The organism is Burkholderia lata (genome assembly GCF_902499335.1).
In the GTDB taxonomy this organism is placed as follows: Bacteria; Pseudomonadota; Gammaproteobacteria; order Burkholderiales; family Burkholderiaceae; genus Burkholderia; species Burkholderia lata_B.
Window position 1 is genome coordinate 128,653 of the sequence record NZ_CABVQK010000006.1, and the last position, 18,347, is coordinate 146,999.

19 protein-coding genes are annotated in these 18,347 nt (G+C 67.5%); 10 read left to right on the forward strand and 9 right to left on the reverse strand.

The window, feature by feature from the left end:
- The first annotated feature begins 37 nt into the window (after positions 1-37).
- Together BCO18175_RS16220 and BCO18175_RS16225 are read left to right on the forward strand one after the other, a co-directional pair.
- Complete coding sequence (locus BCO18175_RS16220; protein WP_174982422.1) at positions 38-1,168, forward strand: extracellular solute-binding protein; 1,131 nt, start codon at positions 38-40, stop codon at positions 1,166-1,168.
- Positions 1,165-2,967 (forward strand): GGDEF domain-containing protein, encoded by a 1,803-nt coding sequence (locus tag BCO18175_RS16225; protein WP_174982425.1) that lies wholly within the window; start codon positions 1,165-1,167, stop codon positions 2,965-2,967. Before BCO18175_RS16220 ends, BCO18175_RS16225 begins: the two co-directional genes overlap by 4 nt.
- A gap of 99 nt (positions 2,968-3,066) precedes the next feature.
- On the opposite strand, the gene BCO18175_RS16230 is transcribed toward BCO18175_RS16225, so the two are convergent.
- The 3 genes from BCO18175_RS16230 to BCO18175_RS16240 form a co-directional block, all read right to left on the reverse strand.
- Positions 3,067-3,366 (reverse strand): DUF4148 domain-containing protein, encoded by a 300-nt coding sequence (locus BCO18175_RS16230; protein ID WP_089447804.1) that lies wholly within the window; start codon positions 3,364-3,366, stop codon positions 3,067-3,069.
- Positions 3,367-3,646: 280 nt separating this feature from the next.
- A complete protein-coding gene (locus BCO18175_RS16235) occupies positions 3,647-3,901 on the reverse strand; it encodes a hypothetical protein (RefSeq protein ID WP_027791787.1) in 255 nt (84 codons plus the stop codon).
- A 53-nt stretch (positions 3,902-3,954) separates the two neighbouring features.
- On the reverse strand, positions 3,955-5,295 hold the full coding sequence (locus BCO18175_RS16240) for a D-serine ammonia-lyase (RefSeq protein WP_174982427.1): 1,341 nt from the start codon (positions 5,293-5,295) through the stop codon (positions 3,955-3,957).
- 88 nt (positions 5,296-5,383) lie between these two features.
- Between BCO18175_RS16240 and BCO18175_RS16245 the strand changes: the two genes are divergently transcribed.
- Positions 5,384-6,340 (forward strand): LysR substrate-binding domain-containing protein, encoded by a 957-nt coding sequence (locus BCO18175_RS16245; RefSeq protein ID WP_174982921.1) that lies wholly within the window; start codon positions 5,384-5,386, stop codon positions 6,338-6,340.
- Between the two features lie 352 nt (positions 6,341-6,692).
- On the opposite strand, the gene BCO18175_RS16250 is transcribed toward BCO18175_RS16245, so the two are convergent.
- A complete protein-coding gene (locus BCO18175_RS16250) occupies positions 6,693-7,541 on the reverse strand; it encodes a sulfite exporter TauE/SafE family protein (protein WP_174982429.1) in 849 nt (282 codons plus the stop codon).
- 320 nt (positions 7,542-7,861) lie between these two features.
- Here BCO18175_RS16250 and BCO18175_RS16255 point away from each other — a divergent pair, with 320 nt between their 5' ends.
- Both BCO18175_RS16255 and BCO18175_RS16260 read left to right on the forward strand, forming a co-directional pair.
- Positions 7,862-8,776, forward strand: a complete 915-nt coding sequence (locus BCO18175_RS16255; RefSeq protein ID WP_174982431.1) for a LysR family transcriptional regulator — start codon at positions 7,862-7,864, stop codon at positions 8,774-8,776.
- Positions 8,777-8,881: 105 nt separating this feature from the next.
- A complete protein-coding gene (locus BCO18175_RS16260; protein WP_174982923.1) occupies positions 8,882-9,514 on the forward strand; it encodes a LysE family translocator in 633 nt (210 codons plus the stop codon).
- Positions 9,515-9,586: 72 nt separating this feature from the next.
- Here BCO18175_RS16260 and yddG read toward each other — a convergent pair whose 3' ends face one another.
- From yddG to BCO18175_RS16275, 3 genes are all read right to left on the reverse strand, one after another.
- Positions 9,587-10,531: an aromatic amino acid DMT transporter YddG gene (gene yddG, locus BCO18175_RS16265; protein ID WP_174982432.1), complete on the reverse strand. Its 945-nt coding sequence runs from the start codon at positions 10,529-10,531 to the stop codon at positions 9,587-9,589.
- Positions 10,532-10,738: 207 nt separating this feature from the next.
- Positions 10,739-11,026 carry a hypothetical protein gene (locus BCO18175_RS16270; RefSeq protein WP_174982434.1) on the reverse strand — a complete coding sequence of 96 codons (288 nt, stop codon included), beginning with the start codon at positions 11,024-11,026 and terminating at the stop codon, positions 10,739-10,741.
- Between the two features lie 97 nt (positions 11,027-11,123).
- Positions 11,124-12,809 (reverse strand): purple acid phosphatase family protein, encoded by a 1,686-nt coding sequence (locus tag BCO18175_RS16275; RefSeq protein ID WP_174982436.1) that lies wholly within the window; start codon positions 12,807-12,809, stop codon positions 11,124-11,126.
- A gap of 322 nt (positions 12,810-13,131) precedes the next feature.
- On the opposite strand from BCO18175_RS16275, the gene BCO18175_RS16280 reads away from it, so the two are divergent.
- The 4 genes from BCO18175_RS16280 (at position 13,132) to BCO18175_RS16295 (ending at position 15,356) form a co-directional block, all read left to right on the forward strand.
- Positions 13,132-13,431, forward strand: a complete 300-nt coding sequence (locus BCO18175_RS16280; protein ID WP_174982438.1) for a YXWGXW repeat-containing protein — start codon at positions 13,132-13,134, stop codon at positions 13,429-13,431.
- Positions 13,432-13,678: 247 nt separating this feature from the next.
- A complete protein-coding gene (locus tag BCO18175_RS16285; RefSeq protein WP_174982440.1) occupies positions 13,679-14,443 on the forward strand; it encodes an RNA polymerase sigma factor in 765 nt (254 codons plus the stop codon).
- Positions 14,440-14,856 carry a hypothetical protein gene (locus tag BCO18175_RS16290; protein ID WP_174982442.1) on the forward strand — a complete coding sequence of 139 codons (417 nt, stop codon included), beginning with the start codon at positions 14,440-14,442 and terminating at the stop codon, positions 14,854-14,856. Before BCO18175_RS16285 ends, BCO18175_RS16290 begins: the two co-directional genes overlap by 4 nt.
- A complete protein-coding gene (locus tag BCO18175_RS16295) occupies positions 14,853-15,356 on the forward strand; it encodes a periplasmic heavy metal sensor (protein WP_174982444.1) in 504 nt (167 codons plus the stop codon). The genes BCO18175_RS16290 and BCO18175_RS16295 overlap by 4 nt, the downstream gene beginning before the upstream one ends.
- 142 nt (positions 15,357-15,498) lie before the next feature.
- Here the strand turns inward: BCO18175_RS16295 and BCO18175_RS16300 are convergent, their stop codons facing one another.
- Both BCO18175_RS16300 and BCO18175_RS16305 read right to left on the reverse strand, forming a co-directional pair.
- Positions 15,499-16,305: an alpha/beta hydrolase gene (locus BCO18175_RS16300; RefSeq protein ID WP_174982446.1), complete on the reverse strand. Its 807-nt coding sequence runs from the start codon at positions 16,303-16,305 to the stop codon at positions 15,499-15,501.
- 109 nt (positions 16,306-16,414) lie between these two features.
- Entirely contained in the window at positions 16,415-16,564 is a 150-nt protein-coding gene (locus BCO18175_RS16305) for a hypothetical protein (RefSeq protein WP_174982448.1), read from the reverse strand.
- A gap of 388 nt (positions 16,565-16,952) precedes the next feature.
- Between BCO18175_RS16305 and BCO18175_RS16310 the strand changes: the two genes are divergently transcribed.
- Positions 16,953-18,347 (forward strand): DUF1800 domain-containing protein, encoded by a 1,395-nt coding sequence (locus BCO18175_RS16310; protein ID WP_174982450.1) that lies wholly within the window; start codon positions 16,953-16,955, stop codon positions 18,345-18,347.

Sequence of the window (18,347 nt, forward strand, 5' to 3'; positions counted from 1 at the left end):
TGCGGGATATCGCATCGACTCGAAAAAGGACAGTCGAATGCAGCCGGGCGATTCACACGGGGTCCTATTCATCAGGGGAATCGGCGCACGTACGCGCGTACGTATCGCCGTGCGCAGGCTGCTCATCATTTTGACAGTGGGCTTGCTTGCCCCTGCGCTCGCGGCGTTCGCCGCGTCTCCCGAAGCCGTCAACGACAACGTGCTGCGCGTGCTTGCATGGCCCGGCTATGCGGACAGCGACGTCGTCAGCGCGTTCGAGGCGCAATTTCACGCACGTGTCGAAGTGACGTTCGTCGACTCCGACGAAGCACTGTGGGCGCGGATGCACAGCGCGGCGCCACCGCCGTACGACGTGCTGGCCGCGAACACGGCCGAGATCCAGCGCTATGCGCACGAACGCTTGCTCGCGCCGATCGACCTGTCGCGCATCCCGAACCGGCGGCGCCAGTTGCCGAACTTCCAGCAGCTCGCGACGATCGACGGGCTCGTCGAAGAGGGCGCCACGTATGCGATCCCGTTCACGTATTCATCGATGGGGCTGATCTACGACCGCAAGCAGGTGCCGGCCGCGCCGCGCTCGATGCGGGAGCTGTGGAATCCGCGCTACCGCGGCAAGGTGCTCGACTTCAACAGCGCGCAGCACAATTTTTCGTTCGCGGCGCTGGCGCTCGGCTATTCCGATCCGTTTCGCCTGTCGCCTGCGCAGACGCTCGCCGTCGCGCACAAGCTGATCGACCTGCGCCGCAACCTGCTGACGTACTACACGCTTCCTGAAGAGGCGACCGAGCTGTTCGTCCAGCATCGCGCGGCGCTGATGTTCGGCAACTACGGCACGCAGCAGGTCGAACTGCTGCGGCGGGCCGGCGCGGACGTCGGCTACGTGATTCCGGATGAAGGCGCGCTCGCGTGGCTCGACTGCTGGGCCGTCACGCGCGGCGCGCAACATCCCGAGCTCGCGTTCGCATGGATCAACTACATGCTCGAGCCGGCGATCGGTGCGCTGCTGACCGAACGCCAGGGCCTCGCGAACACGCTCGCGGCGCCACCGGGCCTCGACACCGGGCACCAGCATCTCGTCTGGCTCCAGCCCGTCGAGGACATCGCGCGGCGCGAATCGCTGTGGAGCCGCATCGTGTCGGGCGACCGTCCGGAGCGGTTCGGAAAATGATCCGGCTCGGGCTCACGTCGAAACTGTCGGTGCTGTTTGCGTGCATCGGCGTGATCGCCTCCGGCACGACCGGCTATTACGCGTATCGCGCGAACCGCACGATGCTCGTGCAGGAAGCGCAGCACAGCCTGCTGATGTCGACGCAACTGCTCGGGCAACGCTTCACCACGGCGCTGGCCGACGTCGCTGACGATGCGCTCGTGCTCGCGCAGCTGCCGTCGTGCGCTCTGGTCTCGGGCGGCGGCAACCAGGATGGCGCGCCACGCGCGCGGCTCGAGCAGGTCTTCGTCAGCTTTATGAGAAATCACCCGGAGTATCTGCAGATCCGCCTGATCGCGCGCGGGGATTTCGGGCTCGAACGCATCCGCGTCGATCGCGATGCGCACGGCATCGTCGTGCTGCCGGACAGTGCGTTCCAGGAGAAAGGACAGTTTTCCTACGTATTCGATACGCTCGCGACGGCGCCCGGTCATATCTACCTGTCGCCGATCGTGATCAACCACGAGACGGGGTCGCACGCGGCCGAAGGGCTGCCGATCCTGCGCGTGGGCACGCCGGTCGTCGATGCGTCGGGCCAGACGGTTGGCGCGCTCGTCGTCGACGTCGAGCTGTCGCGCGTGTTCGCCCGGCTCGAGCGCGACCTGCCGGATGACTACGCGGTGTATCTCGCGAACGAGTGGGGCGATTTCCTCGTGCACCCTGATCCGTCGCAGACGTTCGGTTTCGATCGCGGCAGGCGCGTGCTGATGCAGGACCGCTTTGCCGCCACCCGCGCGCTGTTCGACAGCGCACGCGCGAGCGTGACGCTCAATGGCCTCGCGGAGCCCGACGCAGCGCCGGGACAGATGTTCGCGTTCGCGCGCACGCCGTTCGGTCACGACGAAGGCAACCGCTTCGTCGTGCTCGGGATGGGGCGTCCGCTCACCGATGTGCTGGCGCCGGCCGGCATGCTCGGCGAACGGATCGTCCGGATGGTGCTCGTGTCGAGCCTGATGGCGGTGATCCTCGCGATCCTGTTCGCGCGTGCGATGACGCGGCCGCTGCAGACACTCGCGCGCGCCGCGACGCACGTGTTCGACGATCCGGTCGCCGAGCAGTTGCCGGTCGGGCGCGCCGACGAGATCGGCGTCCTCGCGCGCTGTTTCGACAGCATGCGTGTCGAGATCCGCACGCAGGTCGGGATGCTGCGTGCGAAGCAGCTGGAGCTCACGCACCTCGCCGGCCACGATGCGCTGACCGCGCTGCCGAATCGCCTGCTGTTCATGGAGCATCTCGATGCCGCGATCCGGCGGGCGGCCGCGGTGCATGAGGGGCTGGCCGTGATGTTCGTCGATCTCGACCGCTTCAAGCAGATCAACGACCAGCACGGGCACTCGGCCGGCGACCGCGCGCTCGTCGCGGTCGCCAAGCGGCTGAGCCTCGCGCTGCGCGGCGGTGACATGGTCGCGCGGCTCGGCGGCGACGAATTCATCGTGCTGATTTCGGACGTGCGTTCGCCGTCGGTGATCGGTGACGTCGCGTCGCGCATCCAGCTCGTGATGGCCGAGGAACTGGAGTTCGGCGACCGGCGCGTGGCCGTCGGCGCGAGCATCGGCGTCAGCGAGTTTCCGGCCGATGGCGCGTCGGCCGAGGAACTGCTCGTCAAGGCCGACGCTGCGATGTACGCGGCGAAGGCGTCCACGCAGTGCGCGTTCGTGCGCTATCAGGAACTGGTCGGCAGCGGGAGCGGCTCAGGCGGCGGCACAGGCAGCGGGACGGACGAAGCGGCCGGCCGTGTCGCGTCGGGCGGCAGCCGGTGACGGCCGGCGGCTGACGGGTACGATGCAAACGCAACGAGCCCGTCGCGGGACGGGCTCGTTGCCGGTGCGGACTGCGCGCGAAGGCGCGCAGCGGCTGGCTTAGTGGCCGAAGTAGACCGAGTCGCGCGGGTTTTGCACCTTGGCTGCCGGTGCGCCACCCTGGACGGTCGCGGCCGGTTGCGCACCGTAGCCGCTGTTGTCGGCGGCGTGCACGCGTGCTTGTGCGGCCTGGATGTCGGCCGGGTAGTACGGGCTCGACTGGCTCGGCTTGTAGCCGGCGCTTTCGAGCTGGACCAGCTCGTTGCGCACTTGGGCGCGGGTCACGGTGCTTTGGGCGAATGCGCCGAACGAGGCGGACAGGGCGACAGCGGCAACGACTGCGGAAACGAGCGATTTCATGATGACCTCCGATGTTTTTGGCTTTCCGCGTTCGACACCATGTCGTAAGCGGTTGATTACATCGTAGGCGCCGGTCGACCTAGGGTAAACGTGAGTTTTGGCGAAAGATCGTTGCAGCCGAGACAATAATTTCGAGATAAATGCGTTCTGTCCCTATTCGGCGTTGCCGGATTTGCAAGGGAGCGGGCGGACGTGCGCCGCGCGGATGACGCGCACGGATGGGCGCCCGGCGGCGGAGGCGCGGGCGGAGGGGAGGCGGACAGGCGGCGACGCTGCCGGATCAGACGTCGTCGTCGATTTCCTTGCGCTCCCGGCGTTCCTCGTTGCCGCGGCGCGCGCGCAGGCGCTGGCGCGACAGCACGGCGATCACCTGCTGGGTCGGCGCGCCGGACGGCAGTTCGTTGCGGATGCGATCGGGCACCATGGGCAGGCCCGCACGCTGCCGGCGCAGCGCCTTGGCGATTGCCCGGCGGCATTCGTCACCGTGGCAATCCCATTCATCGCGGATTCTCTGGCAATAACGGCATTGTTCCATCGAGACAGTCTAACGTGTCTTCGGGAACGAGGCTGGACGCCGGCCCCAACGCGTCACATGTCGACTGCAGCACCGGCGAGCGCTTTCGCATGAGACTGGAAGCGGCGATGTTCTTCCGGCGGCACGAGCGAGCCACCCGTTGCCCAGATGATGTGCGTCGACTGGCGCAGGTCGATCGCGTGGCGATGCACGTAGTCGCGGCCGGCCGGGGACTGCGTCAGCCAGCCGGGACCGCCGATGGCAGCGGCGGCCGACGGCTCGAGTTCCACGCCCGTCGCGCGCTGAACCGCGAGCAACTGGGCGTAGAGCTGCGCGTCGCTGACGGTGAAGACGCCCGACAGCAGGGAAGCCATCAGCGGACTGACGAGGTGCGATGCCTGTGCGACGGCCAGGCCATCGGCCTCGGTCCGGTTGTCGAGCCCCGCGTCATAGACGGACACGGGTTTCCCGGGGCCGGCGGCCAGCTGAACCAGCATGCACGGCGAAGCGACGGGTTCGGCAAAGAAGCAATGCACGTGCTCGCCGAATAGCGCCTTGAGACCATACGCGATGCCGCCCGGTGCGCCGCCGACGCCGCACGGGATATGGACGAAGAGCGGGTGCGTCGCGTCCACGCGGCGGCCCGCCTCGGCGAGCTGCGCGGCGAGATACCGGGCGCTGGCCGCGTAGCCGAGGAACAGCATCAGCGAGCCTTCGTCGTCGACGAAGTGGCTGCGCGGCCGATCGCGTGCCTGCGCGCGTCCGGCCGCGACCGCTTGTGCGTAGTCGCCGTCATGTTCGATTACGCGAACGCCGCGCTTTCTCAGGCGCGCCTTCTTCCACGGCTTTGCGTCGGTCGACATGTGAACGACCGACTCGAACCCCAGCGCGGCGGCGATCACGCCGATGCTCAGGCCGAGATTGCCGGTGCTGCCGACGATGACGGTGTGCGCGGCAAACAGGTCGCGTGCGGCGGCCGATGCGAGGATCCGCCGGTCGCCCGTGGGGGCGAGCAGCCCGTGCTCGATCGCGATCGACTCCGCGAGTGCGAGCACTTCATGAAAGCCGCCGCGCGCCTTGATCGAACCGGCGACCGGCAACGCGTCGTCGCGCTTGATGAACCACGCGCCGTGTGCGTCTGCCGGGAGCGACAGCATGCGCTGCAGCCTGTCTGCCGGCATCAGCGGCGATTCGATTTTTCCCGCGCTCGCCGCGAGCTCGGGAAACAGCTCGGCCATCAGCGGTTCGCAGCGCGCCAGCCGCGCTTCGGCCATCGAGATGGCGCCGAGCCCCGGCGCGTCGTGCGGCAGCGGGCCGCCGGCATGGGGATTCAGCCACAGCAGCGGGTGGAGAGATTGCAGTTTGGCTAATAGATCGGCGGGCTGGAGCGTGATGGTCATGGATCGGCCTTTCATCTGGTATGTGGGACATATGGCCGGAATGCTACGATTCAGGACGGCTGCGCAAAAGCGCCGATTTCTAATGGATGCATTAGCCTGGCTTATATTTATGCGACTCGACGGTTCGATCCTTGGTGCGTTGCTCTGCTTTGAAACGGCAGGCCGGTTGCTGAGCTTCACGAAGACGGCGCAGGCGTTCAACCTGACGCAGAGCGCCGTGAGCCAGCAGATCCGCCACCTGGAGGACCGGCTCGGTTATCCGCTGTTCGTGCGCCAGGCGCGCGGGCTGAAGCTGACCGAGAAGGGCGGAATCCTGCTCGGGACGATGTCGAGCGCGTTCGTCGACATCAATCGCACGCTTCAGGCGCTTGGCATGTCGGACGCGCCACTGCAGGTGAGTTGCCTGCCGTCGCTCGCGCTGCAATGGCTGATGCCGCGCCTGTCCGAATTTCACCGGCAACAACCGAACGTGCCGGTTCGCGTGAAGGCCGAGTTTCAGGTGCTGGATCGTCAGGCCATGGAGACCGACGACATCGATGTGGCGGTGCGCTACGACCCGGTGGAATACGATCGTCTGCATGCCGAGGCCATTCTCGACGAAATCCTGTTTCCGGTCGCCACGCCTGCGTATCTGGCGCAGCATCCGTCCTTTGCCAGCGGGGAATCGCTGGACGGCGTCGTCCTGCTGCACGACGCTGCTCCGTGGGGCGGTGCACCCGAGTTCGTGGAGTGGCGCACGTGGCTGGAAGCAGTCCGTCCGGCTTGGGCTGCGCAACTTGACGGCCCGCAGTTCAATTTCTCCAGCCTGGCCATCACGGCCGCACTGAACCATCAGGGCGTCGCGATGGGGCGCGCCGCGCTGGTGCATGACGAGATCGCGAGCGGACGGCTCGTGGATGTCTTCGGCAGGCATGTGCGTGCGCCGGCGCGCTACATGCTGTTGTCGCGCAATCCCGACGATCCGCGTACTGCGGCTTTTTCGGACTGGCTCAAGACCGAGTGCGGGCGCTTCGATGCAGCTCGATCGCGCTTGCTTTCGAACGGAAGCCGACACGGGTAGCTCGATCGGAGTGCGAAATAATTGGGCGATGAACGTCGCCGCAAACTACAGTTTCCCGTCCATCTCCATACGGATCGCTTGCGCGCGGACGGCGCTGGCGAGCGTTACTTGAGTTGCCAGATGCCCCAGACGGCGATCAACAGGCCGAGGCCGAATCCGCAGCCGAGCAATACGTAGGTTTCCATGTCATGCCTCTGAAAGCGCGGCAGCGCCAATGTGGGCATCGGCGCGCGAGCAGCAAAGTCGGTGACGTATCGTCCGCACCGTCGGGCGGGGCGATACGCCGAGTCCGCGAATACTACGCCTGGCAGCTTTCAGAACGCATGCGCGATCGATGGCGATGCGTCGCCTGCTAGTTCTTGCCCACGTGCGCGTTGCCGGCCTGGGTAACGTGCGGTCCGCCGTGCCGGAACACGCCCGATTTCCAGATCATCTGCGATGCCGCGACGAGCACGAACAGCAGCACGACCATCCTGAAGAGGCGGGGCGACATCTTGTCCCGCAGCGGGCGAACGAGCCACATGCCGGCAATGGCCGGCAGGCTGGCCGCCGCCGAGATCGCGAGGTCGGCGCCGCTCGCGTGCGCGGCGCCGCTGAACGTCGTGATCAGCGTGACGATCGACACCACGAGGATGATCGCGATCTGCTTCGTGAAGACGCGGCCGGTCGCACCGGACGAAATCAGGTAGGTGGCGAGCAGCGGGCCGGGAACCGACGCGATGCTTTCCATCAGCGCCGCACCGAAGCCGAGCGCGAAGCCGACGGGCTTCTGCCACGCGTCCGGCAGGTTGAGCTTCGGCGCGGCGAGCATCAGCGCCGCGGCGACGATCAGCAGCGCGCCGGACGCCGCCTGCGCATGACCCGGATTGAGCGACAGCAGGATCGCGACACCGACGATGTTGCCGATCACGGTGCCCGCGATCGGCGCGGCGATCTTGCGTGCCGTCGCCAGCACCTGGCCGCCTTCCAGCGCCTGCGGAATGTTGCCGAGGATGATCGGCATCGACAGCAGCAGCACCGCATGCCGGATCGGCAGGAACTGGCTGAGTATCGGCATCGCGATCAGCGGCACGCCGATGCCCGTGATCCCCTTGGCCATGCCGCCCAGCAACAGCGCGACGGCGATGCCGGCCAGATCGAACGCACTGAGCCCCTGCAGGCTGGAGACCAGCACACCTTCAGTCAGATTGAAATGCATCATGGAATGGCATGTCGCGGCATATCCGGCAGCGAGCGCTGTCGACTCAGCCCGTTGCGGTCGCGTGCGTGTCGCACGCATTTGTTCTGGGTTGGCTTGAACCGGAAGTCGATCGCATGGCGCCGTACCGTCGTGCGGCCGGGTCAGCAGGCAATCGACAGGCGATTCGAGGATGCATCTTACCTGAGCGTTGCGGAGGACATGCGGCACTGGCGGCGGCGCGCCATCGGTAGCGTCGGCGCGATCATTTCCACGGTTCAATATAATTCATGAAAGTTTGTCGCCTCATGCGTGGCATACATACCCTTGAACAAGGAGACCCGATGACGCTTGCCCAGTTGCAGGCCCTGGCGGCCGTGGTCGAACTCGGCTCACTCACGGCCGCGGCCGACCGGTTGAGCCGCAGTCAATCCGCGATCAGTCATGCATTGACCGAGCTGGAGGACATCACGGAGGTCAAGCTGCTCTGGCGCGACCGGCAGCCGGTCGTCCTGACGGCGGCGGGCGAGCGCCTGTGGCCGTACGTCCAGAACGTGGTGCGGGAAGCGCAGCTGCTGCGCCAGCAGTTCAGCCTGTCGCGCGGCAAGCTCGAGGGGAAGCTGGTGGTCGCGTCGCTGCCGAGCGTGTCGCTGGCGTTCGTCGTGCCTGCGCTCGAGGCGTTGAAGGAGATGCACCAGGGCGTGTCGGCGGTGCTGCTCGAAGGCACGGACAGCGAGGTCGAAGGGTGGATCGACGACGGTACGGCCGATGTCGGCGTGGTGGCCGGCACGAAGACGTTCGCGCACAACCTGCCGCTGCTCGACGAGGATTTTGTCGCGGTGGCGGCGGACGGCATGTTCGCCGGCCGCAAGAGCGTGTCGGCAAAGCAGTTGTCCGCGGCGCCGTTCATTTTCTCGAAGGCGGGCTGCGGGCCGGTGATCGCGGATTACTTCGCGCGCGGCGGCGTGCCGCTGCGGGCTGCGTTCAACGTGGTCGAGATGCGTACCATTCTGTCGATGGCTGAAGCCGGCATGGGGGTGTCGATCGTTCCGCGCATCACGCTCACGTATACGCCGTTCGGTGGTCGCGTGCTGGAACTGTCGCCGAGGTTGCATCGCTCGGTGCGGTTGTCGTGGAATGCGGCCGGAAATGCGATCACCGACGCGTTCGTGCGGCTCGTCGACGCGCAACGGGCAAAGGCGGCGAAGGCGATCCACGCGCGTGCGAGAAAGGGCAGTAACGAACGGCCGGTGCGATGAACCGCGCTCATGGGCAACTTGAACTTTATTCATGCCGATGGTCGTTGGGATGCACTACATTGTTCGGACCCGCCCCCTGACCGCTTCGCCCCGAAGGAGATTGCCGTGCCGGCCTTGCCCACCTTGCTTGCATTTGGACTCGTGTCGCTCGGCATGGTGCTGACACCCGGGCCGAACATGATCTACCTGGTTTCGCGTTCGATCTGCCAGGGGCGCCGTGCCGGACTGGTGTCGCTCGGCGGCGTCGCGCTGGGGTTCGTTTTCTACATGGTGTGCGCGGCGCTGGGCATCACCGCGCTGGTGATGGCCGTGCCGTTTGCGTACGACGCGTTGCGCTTTGCCGGTGCGTTTTATCTGGCGTACCTGGCGTGGCAGGCGCTGAAGCCGGGCGGTCGCTCGGCGTTCCAGGTCAGGCAGCTGCCACACGATAGCCGCGCCAGGCTCTTCACGATGGGCTTCGTCACGAACCTCGCGAATCCGAAGATCGCGGTGATGTATCTGTCGCTGCTGCCGCAATTCATTACGCCGGGGCACGGCAGTGTGCTCGCGCAATCGCTGGCGCTCGGCTGCGTGCAGATCGCGGTGAGCGTCAGCGTAAACGCGCTGATTGCCTGCATGGCCGGTGGCATCGCGGGCTTTCTGGCGGGGCGGCCGGTCTGGGCGTCGGCCCAGCGCTGGTTGATGGGCACGGTGCTGGCCGGGTTGGCCGTGCGTATCGCGCTGGAATCGCGCAGCTAGCGCGAGTCGTTGCCGGTTTGCAGGGGCGTCGTGTGCGTCCGAACTGCATCCCGGCGAAAGCCCCCGGCATCGTCAGCCCTGGCAATTGCCCTGCGCTTCGTTGCCGACCCGGACGGGTGCGGCTTTTGCACTGCGCCGGCTGCGGGTCGCGAGCCAGCACAGGATCGACCCGCCGCATACCATCGATGCGCCTTGCCAGAATTCGATCGACAGCGGCGCATGCAGCAGCGTCGCGGCGAGCATGGCGGCGAGCACCGGGGTGAAGTACGACGCGCCGACGATGACCGTCACGTTGCCGTGCATGATGCCGGTGTTCCAGGCCGCATAGCCGAACCCCAGCGCGGATGCCGCCAGCACGATGTAGATGACCGCATGCAGGCTGAACGTCATGCCGCCGCCGCCTTCGATCGCGAACTTGATCCAGAGCACCAGCGCCACCAGCATGAAGAACGGCGTGACGCCGTTCTTCCCGTCGGCGATACGCGCCGTCACCGTGCAATAGCCGGCCCAGATCAGCGCGCCGAAGAACGCGAGGCCGTAGCTCAGCGGATTGTCCGCGACGTTGTGCAGCATCCCGGCCGGGTCGAGGCCCTGGGCGCCGCCGAGCACCCGGCAGATTCCGAGCATCGACAGCAGGACGCCGGGCACGACCAGCAGGTTGGCGCGCTGCTTGTTGAACACGATCGCCGCGACCAGCGTGAAGCTCGGCCACAGATAGTTGACCATCGAGACTTCGATCGCCTGCTGGCCGGTGTTCGCATAGCCGATGGCGAGCGACAGGCACAGCTCGTACGCGACGAACAGCAACCCGCCCCAGATCAGGTAGTTTTTCGGGAATTTGCTCAGATCGGGGAAGCCGATCGTAAACAGCAGAAGCACGGATGCCACCGTATAGATCATCGCGGCGCCGCCGGTCGCGCCGAGGTTTTCGCTGACTCCACGAACGAGGGCGACCACGGAGGCCCACAACAACACCGCGCCGAGCCCGGCGAGCGTTGCCTTATTCTTGCGCTTCATGCTTCCTGCCTGTTTCAACATTCAAATTCGATTTCGGATGATTCGGTTCCGCCTGCATGAGCCACGCGCGCATTCGGCATGCGGGACGGCCATTGTCGACGAAAACGCGTAGTTTAACGGGGTGACGGAGATCGAGCCGCGGCGTTGGCGGTGATCAGCCCGGCGCTTGCGGCCGGTCCGGGAGCACGGGTGTCGCGCGGCAACCGGTCACGCGTCGTCGATGCGCCATGCCGCGCCGATTGCCGACAACGCGTGGCCGATCGAGTCGAGTATCGCGTTTCGCGTCGGCCCGAGTGTCGTGACAACGAAGAAACCGTCTTTGTCGGTCGACAGGGCGATCAGCGGCCAGCCGCCGGCGTCGCCACGGACTTCGAGCTGTCGCCGGTCGGGATCGATGTCGATATCGTCGTGCGCTTGCCGCAACGCATTCGCGATGGCATCGAATGCGTCGGCCGACGGCGTCGTGTGGATGCGGTATTCGAAACTCATCTTCATGGGCCGGTATGCGAGGCGCGCAGTCTAGCGCGTGTCATCGCACAACGTCCGGCAACGGCACGATATCAGGCGCCCGTCGCAACGGGCGCCTGCCACATCACCGTTCGTTCCGCTTCTTGCTCAGTTCGATCGTCTCGAACAGCTCGTAGTCGGCGGTCGGGTGCTGGTCGGCGCCCGGCGCGTGGTAGTAGCGCATCGTGATCGTCGTGTGCCCGCCCGGCTTGCCCGGGTCGTGGTCGAACACCGCGATCCCGTAGCCGGTGCCCGTATCGCGGCGCGCGGACCAGATCGCATCCTCGAGCGCGTCGGCCGGCTGGCGCACGAACGTATTCGGCGCCGTGCCCGGCACCGGCCGGTTCGGTTTCGTGAACACCTTCGCCCGCGCAAAGCCGGTCGCCGGGTTCTCGCCGTACACGTCGAGCGGCGCGCTGGTGCCGCCGCCGCCGAGGATCAGGTGGATCGTGCCGTGGCTCGTGTCGAACTTCGTGCGGTCCGGGTCGTTCGAGCCGACCGGACGCGGCTGCAGCGTCTCGACGACTTCGCCGGTCGTCGCGTCCACGCCCGCGCGGTGATTGCAGCCGCGCACCGGGTAGCTGCGCTCGTAGTCGTGATCGTGGCCGCACAGCACGAGGTCGACGCCGTAACGGTCGAACAGCGGCAGCCATGCTTCGCGAATGCCCTTGTCGGAACCGTTGCCCGTCTTCGACGAACTGAGCGCGTCCTGGTGCATCTGCACGACGATCCAGTCGATGTCGTCGTCATGCGCGGCGTGACGCAGCGTGTGTTCGAGCCAGCGCGTCTGCTCGCCGTTGCTGTAGCCGCGCACGTAGAACGACGTGCCGGGCTCGATCGGCGGGTGGCCGGTGCTCGCGGCCGGCACGAGCGGCGCGGGGCCGCCGACGAATGCGGCGGCGTCCTGGTACACGACATCGTCGGCGTCGAGCGAGACGAACAGCACCGAGCTCACGCGGAAGCTGTACCAGCGGCCCTGGAAGCGCGTGCCGTTCTCCGGCAGCGTATAGCGCGCGAGATACGAGTCGAGCCCCTGCGGGCCGTTGTTGAACTCGATCTCGTGATTGCCGGGGCACGGCATCCACGGACGATTCGCGGCCGACGTCTGGTTGTTGTTGCCGAAATCGCGCCACACCTCGGGCTGGTGCGCGGGGTTCAGGTTCGCGTAGCAGAGGTCGCCGTTCAGCAGGTGGAACAGCGGCTGGAACTGCTCGACGGCCTGTACCGCGAAGCGGCTCTGCGGCGACGACAGCACCCACGCGCCGTTCGGCGTCGCGAGATCGCCGTAGCTCGTGAAGCGGAACGGCGCACGGCCGCGCGGCGCGGTCGAGAAATTCGCGGAGAACGGCTGCGCGGCGTTGCTGTCGTTGTCGGCCGTGATCTCGTAGCGGTAGTGCGTATTCGGCTTCAGCCCGTGCACGCGAGCGTGGTACGCGAACACGGTTTCGCCGTTCAGGCCGTCGGTGTACAGGCGCTGGACGCCGTGCACGGTGCGTGCCGGCTCGCCGTCGGCGACGATGCGCGCGCGCGGATTGACGGCCGGCGCGAGCGAGGCCCACGAGATCACGACTTCCGACGTCGGGTCGTTGCCCCACGTCAGGTGGACCTGTTCGGGGGTGCCGTCCGGGTTCGACGCGGCGGCCCTGGCTGCCGCGAGGCCGCCTGCGGCGGTGGCGAGGCCGGATACGCCGGCGAGTTTCAGGAAGCCGCGACGCGACACGGACGCGGCCGGCTCGTTCGGCTGGATCGGGGAGTTGTCCTGGTTCGACATGGTCGGTGTTTTCGTTGGTGGAGACGCGAGATGTGGAACCGCCTGGCCGCGTGCGAACGTGGCCGGGGCGTGGGCCGGAAACGAGCGGGATCCCGGTGCGAACATTGTCGGAGGGCAGTTTTGCCGGGTTGTGACAGCACGGCAACCCCGCGTGAGCGTGGGCACCTGCCCGAGCGTGCGGATCGCGGCATCCGGCCTGCGCCGACGTGCATCCGGTTCGGCCGAAATTTATTTGCCGGCGTCGCGACGGATTCTGTTTGCCCGCGCCGTTTAACGCATGAACGGCCGCTTCCGGTCGATACCCGCTACCCCGGAGTCTTTCATGAAGCTTTCCAATCCGTTGCGGTTTGCCGCCGCATGCATGGCCGCGCTCGCTGCGTCCGCCGCCTTCGCGCAGGCCGTCATCGTCGCGCCTTACGCGCCGCCGCCGCCTCGCGTCGAAGTGATGCCGGCGCCGCGCGCGGGCTATGTGTGGGACCAGGGCCACTGGCACTGGCGGCAGGGCCGCTACGTGTGGATTCCGGGCCACTGGCAACTGGTTCGCGTCGGCTATCACTGGGTGCCGGGCCACTGGGCCGCGCGCGGCCCGGCGTGGCGCTGGGTTCCGGGCCACTGGGCCTGATGCGCATGTCGCCGCACGGCACGCGGTGCCGGCGCGGCGGCTCTTTCCCGCAACGTCATGAGGCGCGACCATGCCTTTTCGAACCGTGGTGATACTGGCGGCCGCAGCCATCGTGCTGGCCGGCTGTGTCGTGGTGCCGGCGCGTCCGGCCTATTACCGGCCCGCGCCGGTCGTCGTATATTGAGCGCGCCGGCCGCCGCTCACGCGAACGCGACCGGGCGGCCGGCACCCGATCGACACGATCGCCATGCAGCCTGAAACGGATGCCGATGAAACGGACCTTGCCGAGGCCGTGCGCGATGCGTGCGGCGATCCCGAACCGCCGGTGTGGCGGGGCCGGGTAATGGCGCGGCGCATGCAAGGAGAGCACGACGATGAGCTTCAGTCTGCCGGCGGGCGCATCAACGATCGCGCCGCGGCACAGACGCGCGATGCACTGGAGCGCCCTGCGTTGAGCGACGGCGATCCGGACGCGGCACTGGTGGCACGGGTCGGCGCGCGCGACGCGTCGGCCGTGCGCATGCTCGTCGCGCGCAAGCTGCCGCGGCTGCTCGCACTCGCGACGCGCATGCTCGGCGACCGCACGGAAGCCGAGGACGTCGCACAGGAGACGTTCTTGCGGATCTGGAAACAGGCGCCGGGCTGGCGCGAAGGCGAGGCACGGTTCGACACGTGGCTGCATCGCGTCGTGCTGAATCTGTGCTACGACCGTTTGCGCGGCCGCCGCGAGGAACCGGTCGACGTGTTGCCCGACGTGCCCGATCCTCAACCGGAGCCGGCTACCCGCGCGGAGATCCGCTCGCGCGACGCGCGTGTGCGGCAGGCGCTCGCGGCGTTGCCCGCGCGGCAGCGCGAAGCGCTCGTGCTCCAGTACTATCAGGAAATGTCGAACGTGGAGGCGGCCAACCTGATGGGCATTACCGTCGACGCGCTGGAAAGCCTGCTCGCGCGCGCACGGCGAAACTTGCGCGCGCAACTGGCCGGCGATTCACCTAGCGAGGACATCCGATGACACCCGAACGATTTCGTACCATCGTCGCCGCGTACGGCTCGGATGCGCGGCGCTGGCCGGACGGCGAGCGCGCAGCCGCCGAGGCATGGGCGCGCGCGCATCCGGGCGACGCATTGGCCGCGCTGGACGATGCCGCCGAACTCGATGCGTGGCTCGCCAACGATACGGTCGCACCGCCCGCGCCGGCGCTCGTCGAGCGCATCGTCGCGACGGCGCCCGCACCGCGCCGCGCGCGGCGGCGGGGCAACGTGTGGTGGTCGGGCGCGGCATTCGCGGGCGTGGGCCTGGCCGGCGCGCTCGCGGGCGCGGTGGCCGTGTCGATGCTGATGCTCGGCAGCGTGCCGCCTGCGCATGAGCCGGGCTATCTGACAACGACGTTCGGCGGACCGAGCGTGGACTGGAGTGATGAATGAGTGAGCGTGGCTGGAAATTCGTCCTCGTCGGTTCGGTCGTGCTGAACGTATTCATGCTCGGCGCGATCGGCGGCGGTGCGTATCAGTGGTTCTCGACGCATCGCGACCTGCGGGCCGCGGGCGCACCGGCGTCGCGCACCGCGTTGCGTTTCGCCGCGGACGGATTGCCGGACGCGCGCCAGCAGGAATTCGTCGCGGCGCTGAAGGCGGCGCGCAAGGACGGCCGCGATTTCGCGCGGGAAGGGCGCGACGACCGGATCACCGTGCTCGATCTGCTCGCCGCGCCGCAACTCGATCGTACGGCGATCGACGCCGCGCTCGACCGCACGCGCGCGGCCGATACCGCGCTGCGTGCGCAGGTCGAGCGCAGCGTCGTCGATTTCGCGGCGACGCTGACGCCGGACGAGCGTGCGAAGTTCGTCGACGGATTGCGGCGTAGCGGCAACTGGCGGCTGCCGCCGAAGTGGCAGAAGAAGCAGGGTGACGCGGGGAGTCAGTAAGGAACGCCGCGCGGACGACGCGCGGCGGCGCGCCTTGTCAGTCATGTGCAACGCATGTGCTGAAGGCTGATCGGCAACGCTTGCGGGCACGCTTCAGCAAGGGATCGCAAAGAAGCCGCGAGTCGTTACGCGGCGGGCGCATTCAACGGGCAAGCATCCACGTGGAGATCGCGTCGACCACGCCGTTCTCCAGGCCATTGAAGCCGTGATAGGCAAATGCTTCGCACGGATCGCCCCGGGACGTGCCGCCCGACACGATCATCAGGTCGGCTTTCGGCGACTGGTCCAGCTTCTTCATCAGCGTATCCGTTTCGGATACCGGACAATTCCTGCAGCCGTCTTTCTCGTGATGCACGACGAGCACCGGAATCCTGAGGCTGGCAAGGTTCATGTCCGTGACCGCGGTACCGCCTCGACCTTCGCGGAGGATGGTGGACGTCAGCACGATACCGTCGGGCCCGCCGCCGCCGGCCAGCGCAATCGCAATGGCAGCAGCGGACTGCGTGCCGCGGCTCGTCCCGACCAGCCAGACCGGTACGTGCAGTTGCTCCCTCAACCAGGCGATCACCGCGCGTGCGTCGTCGGCATGTTCCTTCGAGAGTCGAAAGCCGTTGAGGTAGGGCTCGGATTGGCGGTCGCTCGGTGCATCGATGACCGCGACAGCGATACCGTCATTCACGAACAGCTGCCGGGTGCGGACGAGAAAGTTGCCTGCGCCCCATCCGAACCGTCCGGACGGCTCCAGTTGCAGCCCGCCGTGTCCGCCGGCATAAAGAATGGCCGCGGCCTTCGGTGCGTCCGGCGCGATGAAGAGAAACCGCTGAGTCACGCCGGGACGGGTCGGAATGTCGACGACCTTGGGCTGGTTCTGCGCATGCACCGCATGGCCGTGCAGCGTCAACACGACGGCGAGCAGCCACGCGGTTGTCCAGCGCGAAGGCGGGCGCATCGAACGGAAGCGACGAAATCGCGCACGCAGGCTGACGGGACGGTTTGGCATCGTGACGGTGGCCGGCGCACTCCGCCGTGGCCGGCCGGAGTGCGGCAGCTTCTCCTGGTCAATGTAGTGGCGCCACGTCGACGCGATCGTGCCGGGCCGTGGCTGCCCGAACCGTCGTCTTCTTCCCGACGCGCGGCGCCCAATGCGATTCGACGAACTGAACGATTTCGCCGTTATCGCGCTTGAGGCAGCGCGTGCCGTCCTTCATGCCTTCATACGAACGTCGTTACACGAGTCTAGATCGCTTTCCGGGAAGGGCAAGCGCCTGGCGGCTTCGACGCGGCGAGCAGGGATGCGCCGATTCCGGGTTTCCACCCGCGAGCGTGTCGATCCGAGCCGGTCAGGTTTGTGAAAGGTGAAGACCTTTCACCCGGATTTCGAAGCATGCACAGCCTGCGGCAACGCACGGAACGACGATTCGGCGGCTGGGCGATCCCGCGATTCGCTGCATCCGTCAGTCGAATCCGCGATGGAAATTAAGACGGCAGCCCGCACGCATTCAACCCCACGCGACGAATCCAGAAAATTCGTCTTCGCAGCGACGGATTTCCCGCCGACCGACGTTAAACACGGGTACGCATCGCGAGAGCCCCGTCATGGACCACCCGAACGACATCACACCGGCCGCCATCGCGCTGAACCGCTTCGGTCTCGGCGCGCGGGCCGACGAAGCGCCGCCAGCCGACCCGAAGGCGGCGCTCGTCGCGCAATTCGACCGTTACGACGCGCGGCCGGCCGCGTGGGCCGGCGAGCCCGACGCGGTCGCGCTCGCCACGCGCTTCGCGAACGCGCGCAATGCGATGACCGGCGACGATCCGGCAACGAAGCGCGCGACCGAGCAGTCGATCCGGCGCGACGGCAACGACACGTATCGCAGCGCCGTCGTCGCGCGGCTGAACAGTGCGCTGAACACGCCCGCGCCGTTCGTCGAGCGTCTCGTACATTTCTGGGCGAACCATTTCGCGGTGTCGATCGACAAGGGGCCGGTGGCGGCCTACGCGGGCGCGTTCGAACGCGACGCGATCCGCCCGCACGTGCTCGGCCGTTTCGAGGACATGCTGGTCGCCGCCGAGCAGCATCCCGCGATGCAGCTCTTCCTCGACCAGGCGCGCTCGGTCGGCCCCGACAGCCCGGCCGCGTTGCGTGCCGAAGCGCGCAATCCGTCGGGCAGGCGCGGGCTCAACGAAAACCTCGCGCGCGAAATCATGGAGTTGCACACGCTCGGCGTACGCACGGGTTACACGCAGGCCGACGTAACGGAATTCGCGCGTGCGCTGACCGGCTGGAGCATCGCCGGCGGGCGCGGCCCGCAGCCCGGCGATGCGGCGCCCGGCGCGTTCGTGTTCCGCCCGAAATTGCACGAGCCCGGCGCGCGGACCGTGATGGGGCGCAGCTACGACCAGCCCGGCGAAGCGCAGGCGCGCGCGATCCTGCACGACCTCGCGCATTCTGAGGCGACCGGCCGGCATATCGCGTTCCAGCTTGCCCGTCATTTTGTCGCCGACAATCCGCCGCCCGCGCTGACCGACCGGCTGGCCCGCGCGTTCGATGCGAGCGGCGGCGATTTGCCGACCGTCTATCGCGCACTCGTTGATGCACCCGATGCGTGGTCGCCGGTCAACCGCAAGTTCAAGACGCCGTGGGAGTGGGCCGTGTCGTCGCTGCGCGGGCTCGGCTGGCACGACACCGGCGACCTGAAGGCCGCGCCGCTGCTCACGCAGCTCGGCCAGCCGGTGTGGCGGCCGGGCTCGCCGGCCGGTTACGACGACGTTGCCGCGAGCTGGGCCGCGCCCGACGCGCTCGTGCGCCGCGTCGAGCTGGCGCAGCGGCTGGCCGCGCGCACGGGTGACCGGCTCGACGCGCGCACGCTCGGTAACACGCTGCTCGCCGGTTCGTTGAGCGCGCCGACGGCAACCGCGCTGTCGCGCGCCGAAAGCGCAACCACATCGCTTGCGCTGCTGCTCGTATCGCCTGATTTCCAACGGAGATGA

Bases quoted from the DNA above. Each gene is read 5' to 3' on its own strand.
- BCO18175_RS16220 (WP_174982422.1), top strand. From the start codon at position 38: ATGCAGCCGGGCGATTCACACGGGGTCCTATTCATCAGGGGAATCGGC.
- BCO18175_RS16225 (WP_174982425.1), top strand. From the start codon at position 1,165: ATGATCCGGCTCGGGCTCACGTCGAAACTGTCGGTGCTGTTTGCGTGC.
- BCO18175_RS16230 (WP_089447804.1), bottom strand. From the start codon at position 3,366: ATGAAATCGCTCGTTTCCGCAGTCGTTGCCGCTGTCGCCCTGTCCGCC.
- BCO18175_RS16235 (WP_027791787.1), bottom strand. From the start codon at position 3,901: ATGGAACAATGCCGTTATTGCCAGAGAATCCGCGATGAATGGGATTGC.
- BCO18175_RS16240 (WP_174982427.1), bottom strand. From the start codon at position 5,295: ATGAAAGGCCGATCCATGACCATCACGCTCCAGCCCGCCGATCTATTA.
- BCO18175_RS16250 (WP_174982429.1), bottom strand. From the start codon at position 7,541: ATGATGCATTTCAATCTGACTGAAGGTGTGCTGGTCTCCAGCCTGCAG.
- BCO18175_RS16255 (WP_174982431.1), top strand. From the start codon at position 7,862: ATGACGCTTGCCCAGTTGCAGGCCCTGGCGGCCGTGGTCGAACTCGGC.
- yddG (WP_174982432.1), bottom strand. From the start codon at position 10,531: ATGAAGCGCAAGAATAAGGCAACGCTCGCCGGGCTCGGCGCGGTGTTG.
- BCO18175_RS16270 (WP_174982434.1), bottom strand. From the start codon at position 11,026: ATGAAGATGAGTTTCGAATACCGCATCCACACGACGCCGTCGGCCGAC.
- BCO18175_RS16275 (WP_174982436.1), bottom strand. From the start codon at position 12,809: ATGTCGAACCAGGACAACTCCCCGATCCAGCCGAACGAGCCGGCCGCG.
- BCO18175_RS16280 (WP_174982438.1), top strand. From the start codon at position 13,132: ATGAAGCTTTCCAATCCGTTGCGGTTTGCCGCCGCATGCATGGCCGCG.
- BCO18175_RS16285 (WP_174982440.1), top strand. From the start codon at position 13,679: ATGCAGCCTGAAACGGATGCCGATGAAACGGACCTTGCCGAGGCCGTG.
- BCO18175_RS16290 (WP_174982442.1), top strand. From the start codon at position 14,440: ATGACACCCGAACGATTTCGTACCATCGTCGCCGCGTACGGCTCGGAT.
- BCO18175_RS16295 (WP_174982444.1), top strand. From the start codon at position 14,853: ATGAGTGAGCGTGGCTGGAAATTCGTCCTCGTCGGTTCGGTCGTGCTG.
- BCO18175_RS16300 (WP_174982446.1), bottom strand. From the start codon at position 16,305: ATGCGCCCGCCTTCGCGCTGGACAACCGCGTGGCTGCTCGCCGTCGTG.
- BCO18175_RS16305 (WP_174982448.1), bottom strand. From the start codon at position 16,564: ATGAAGGACGGCACGCGCTGCCTCAAGCGCGATAACGGCGAAATCGTT.
- BCO18175_RS16310 (WP_174982450.1), top strand. From the start codon at position 16,953: ATGGACCACCCGAACGACATCACACCGGCCGCCATCGCGCTGAACCGC.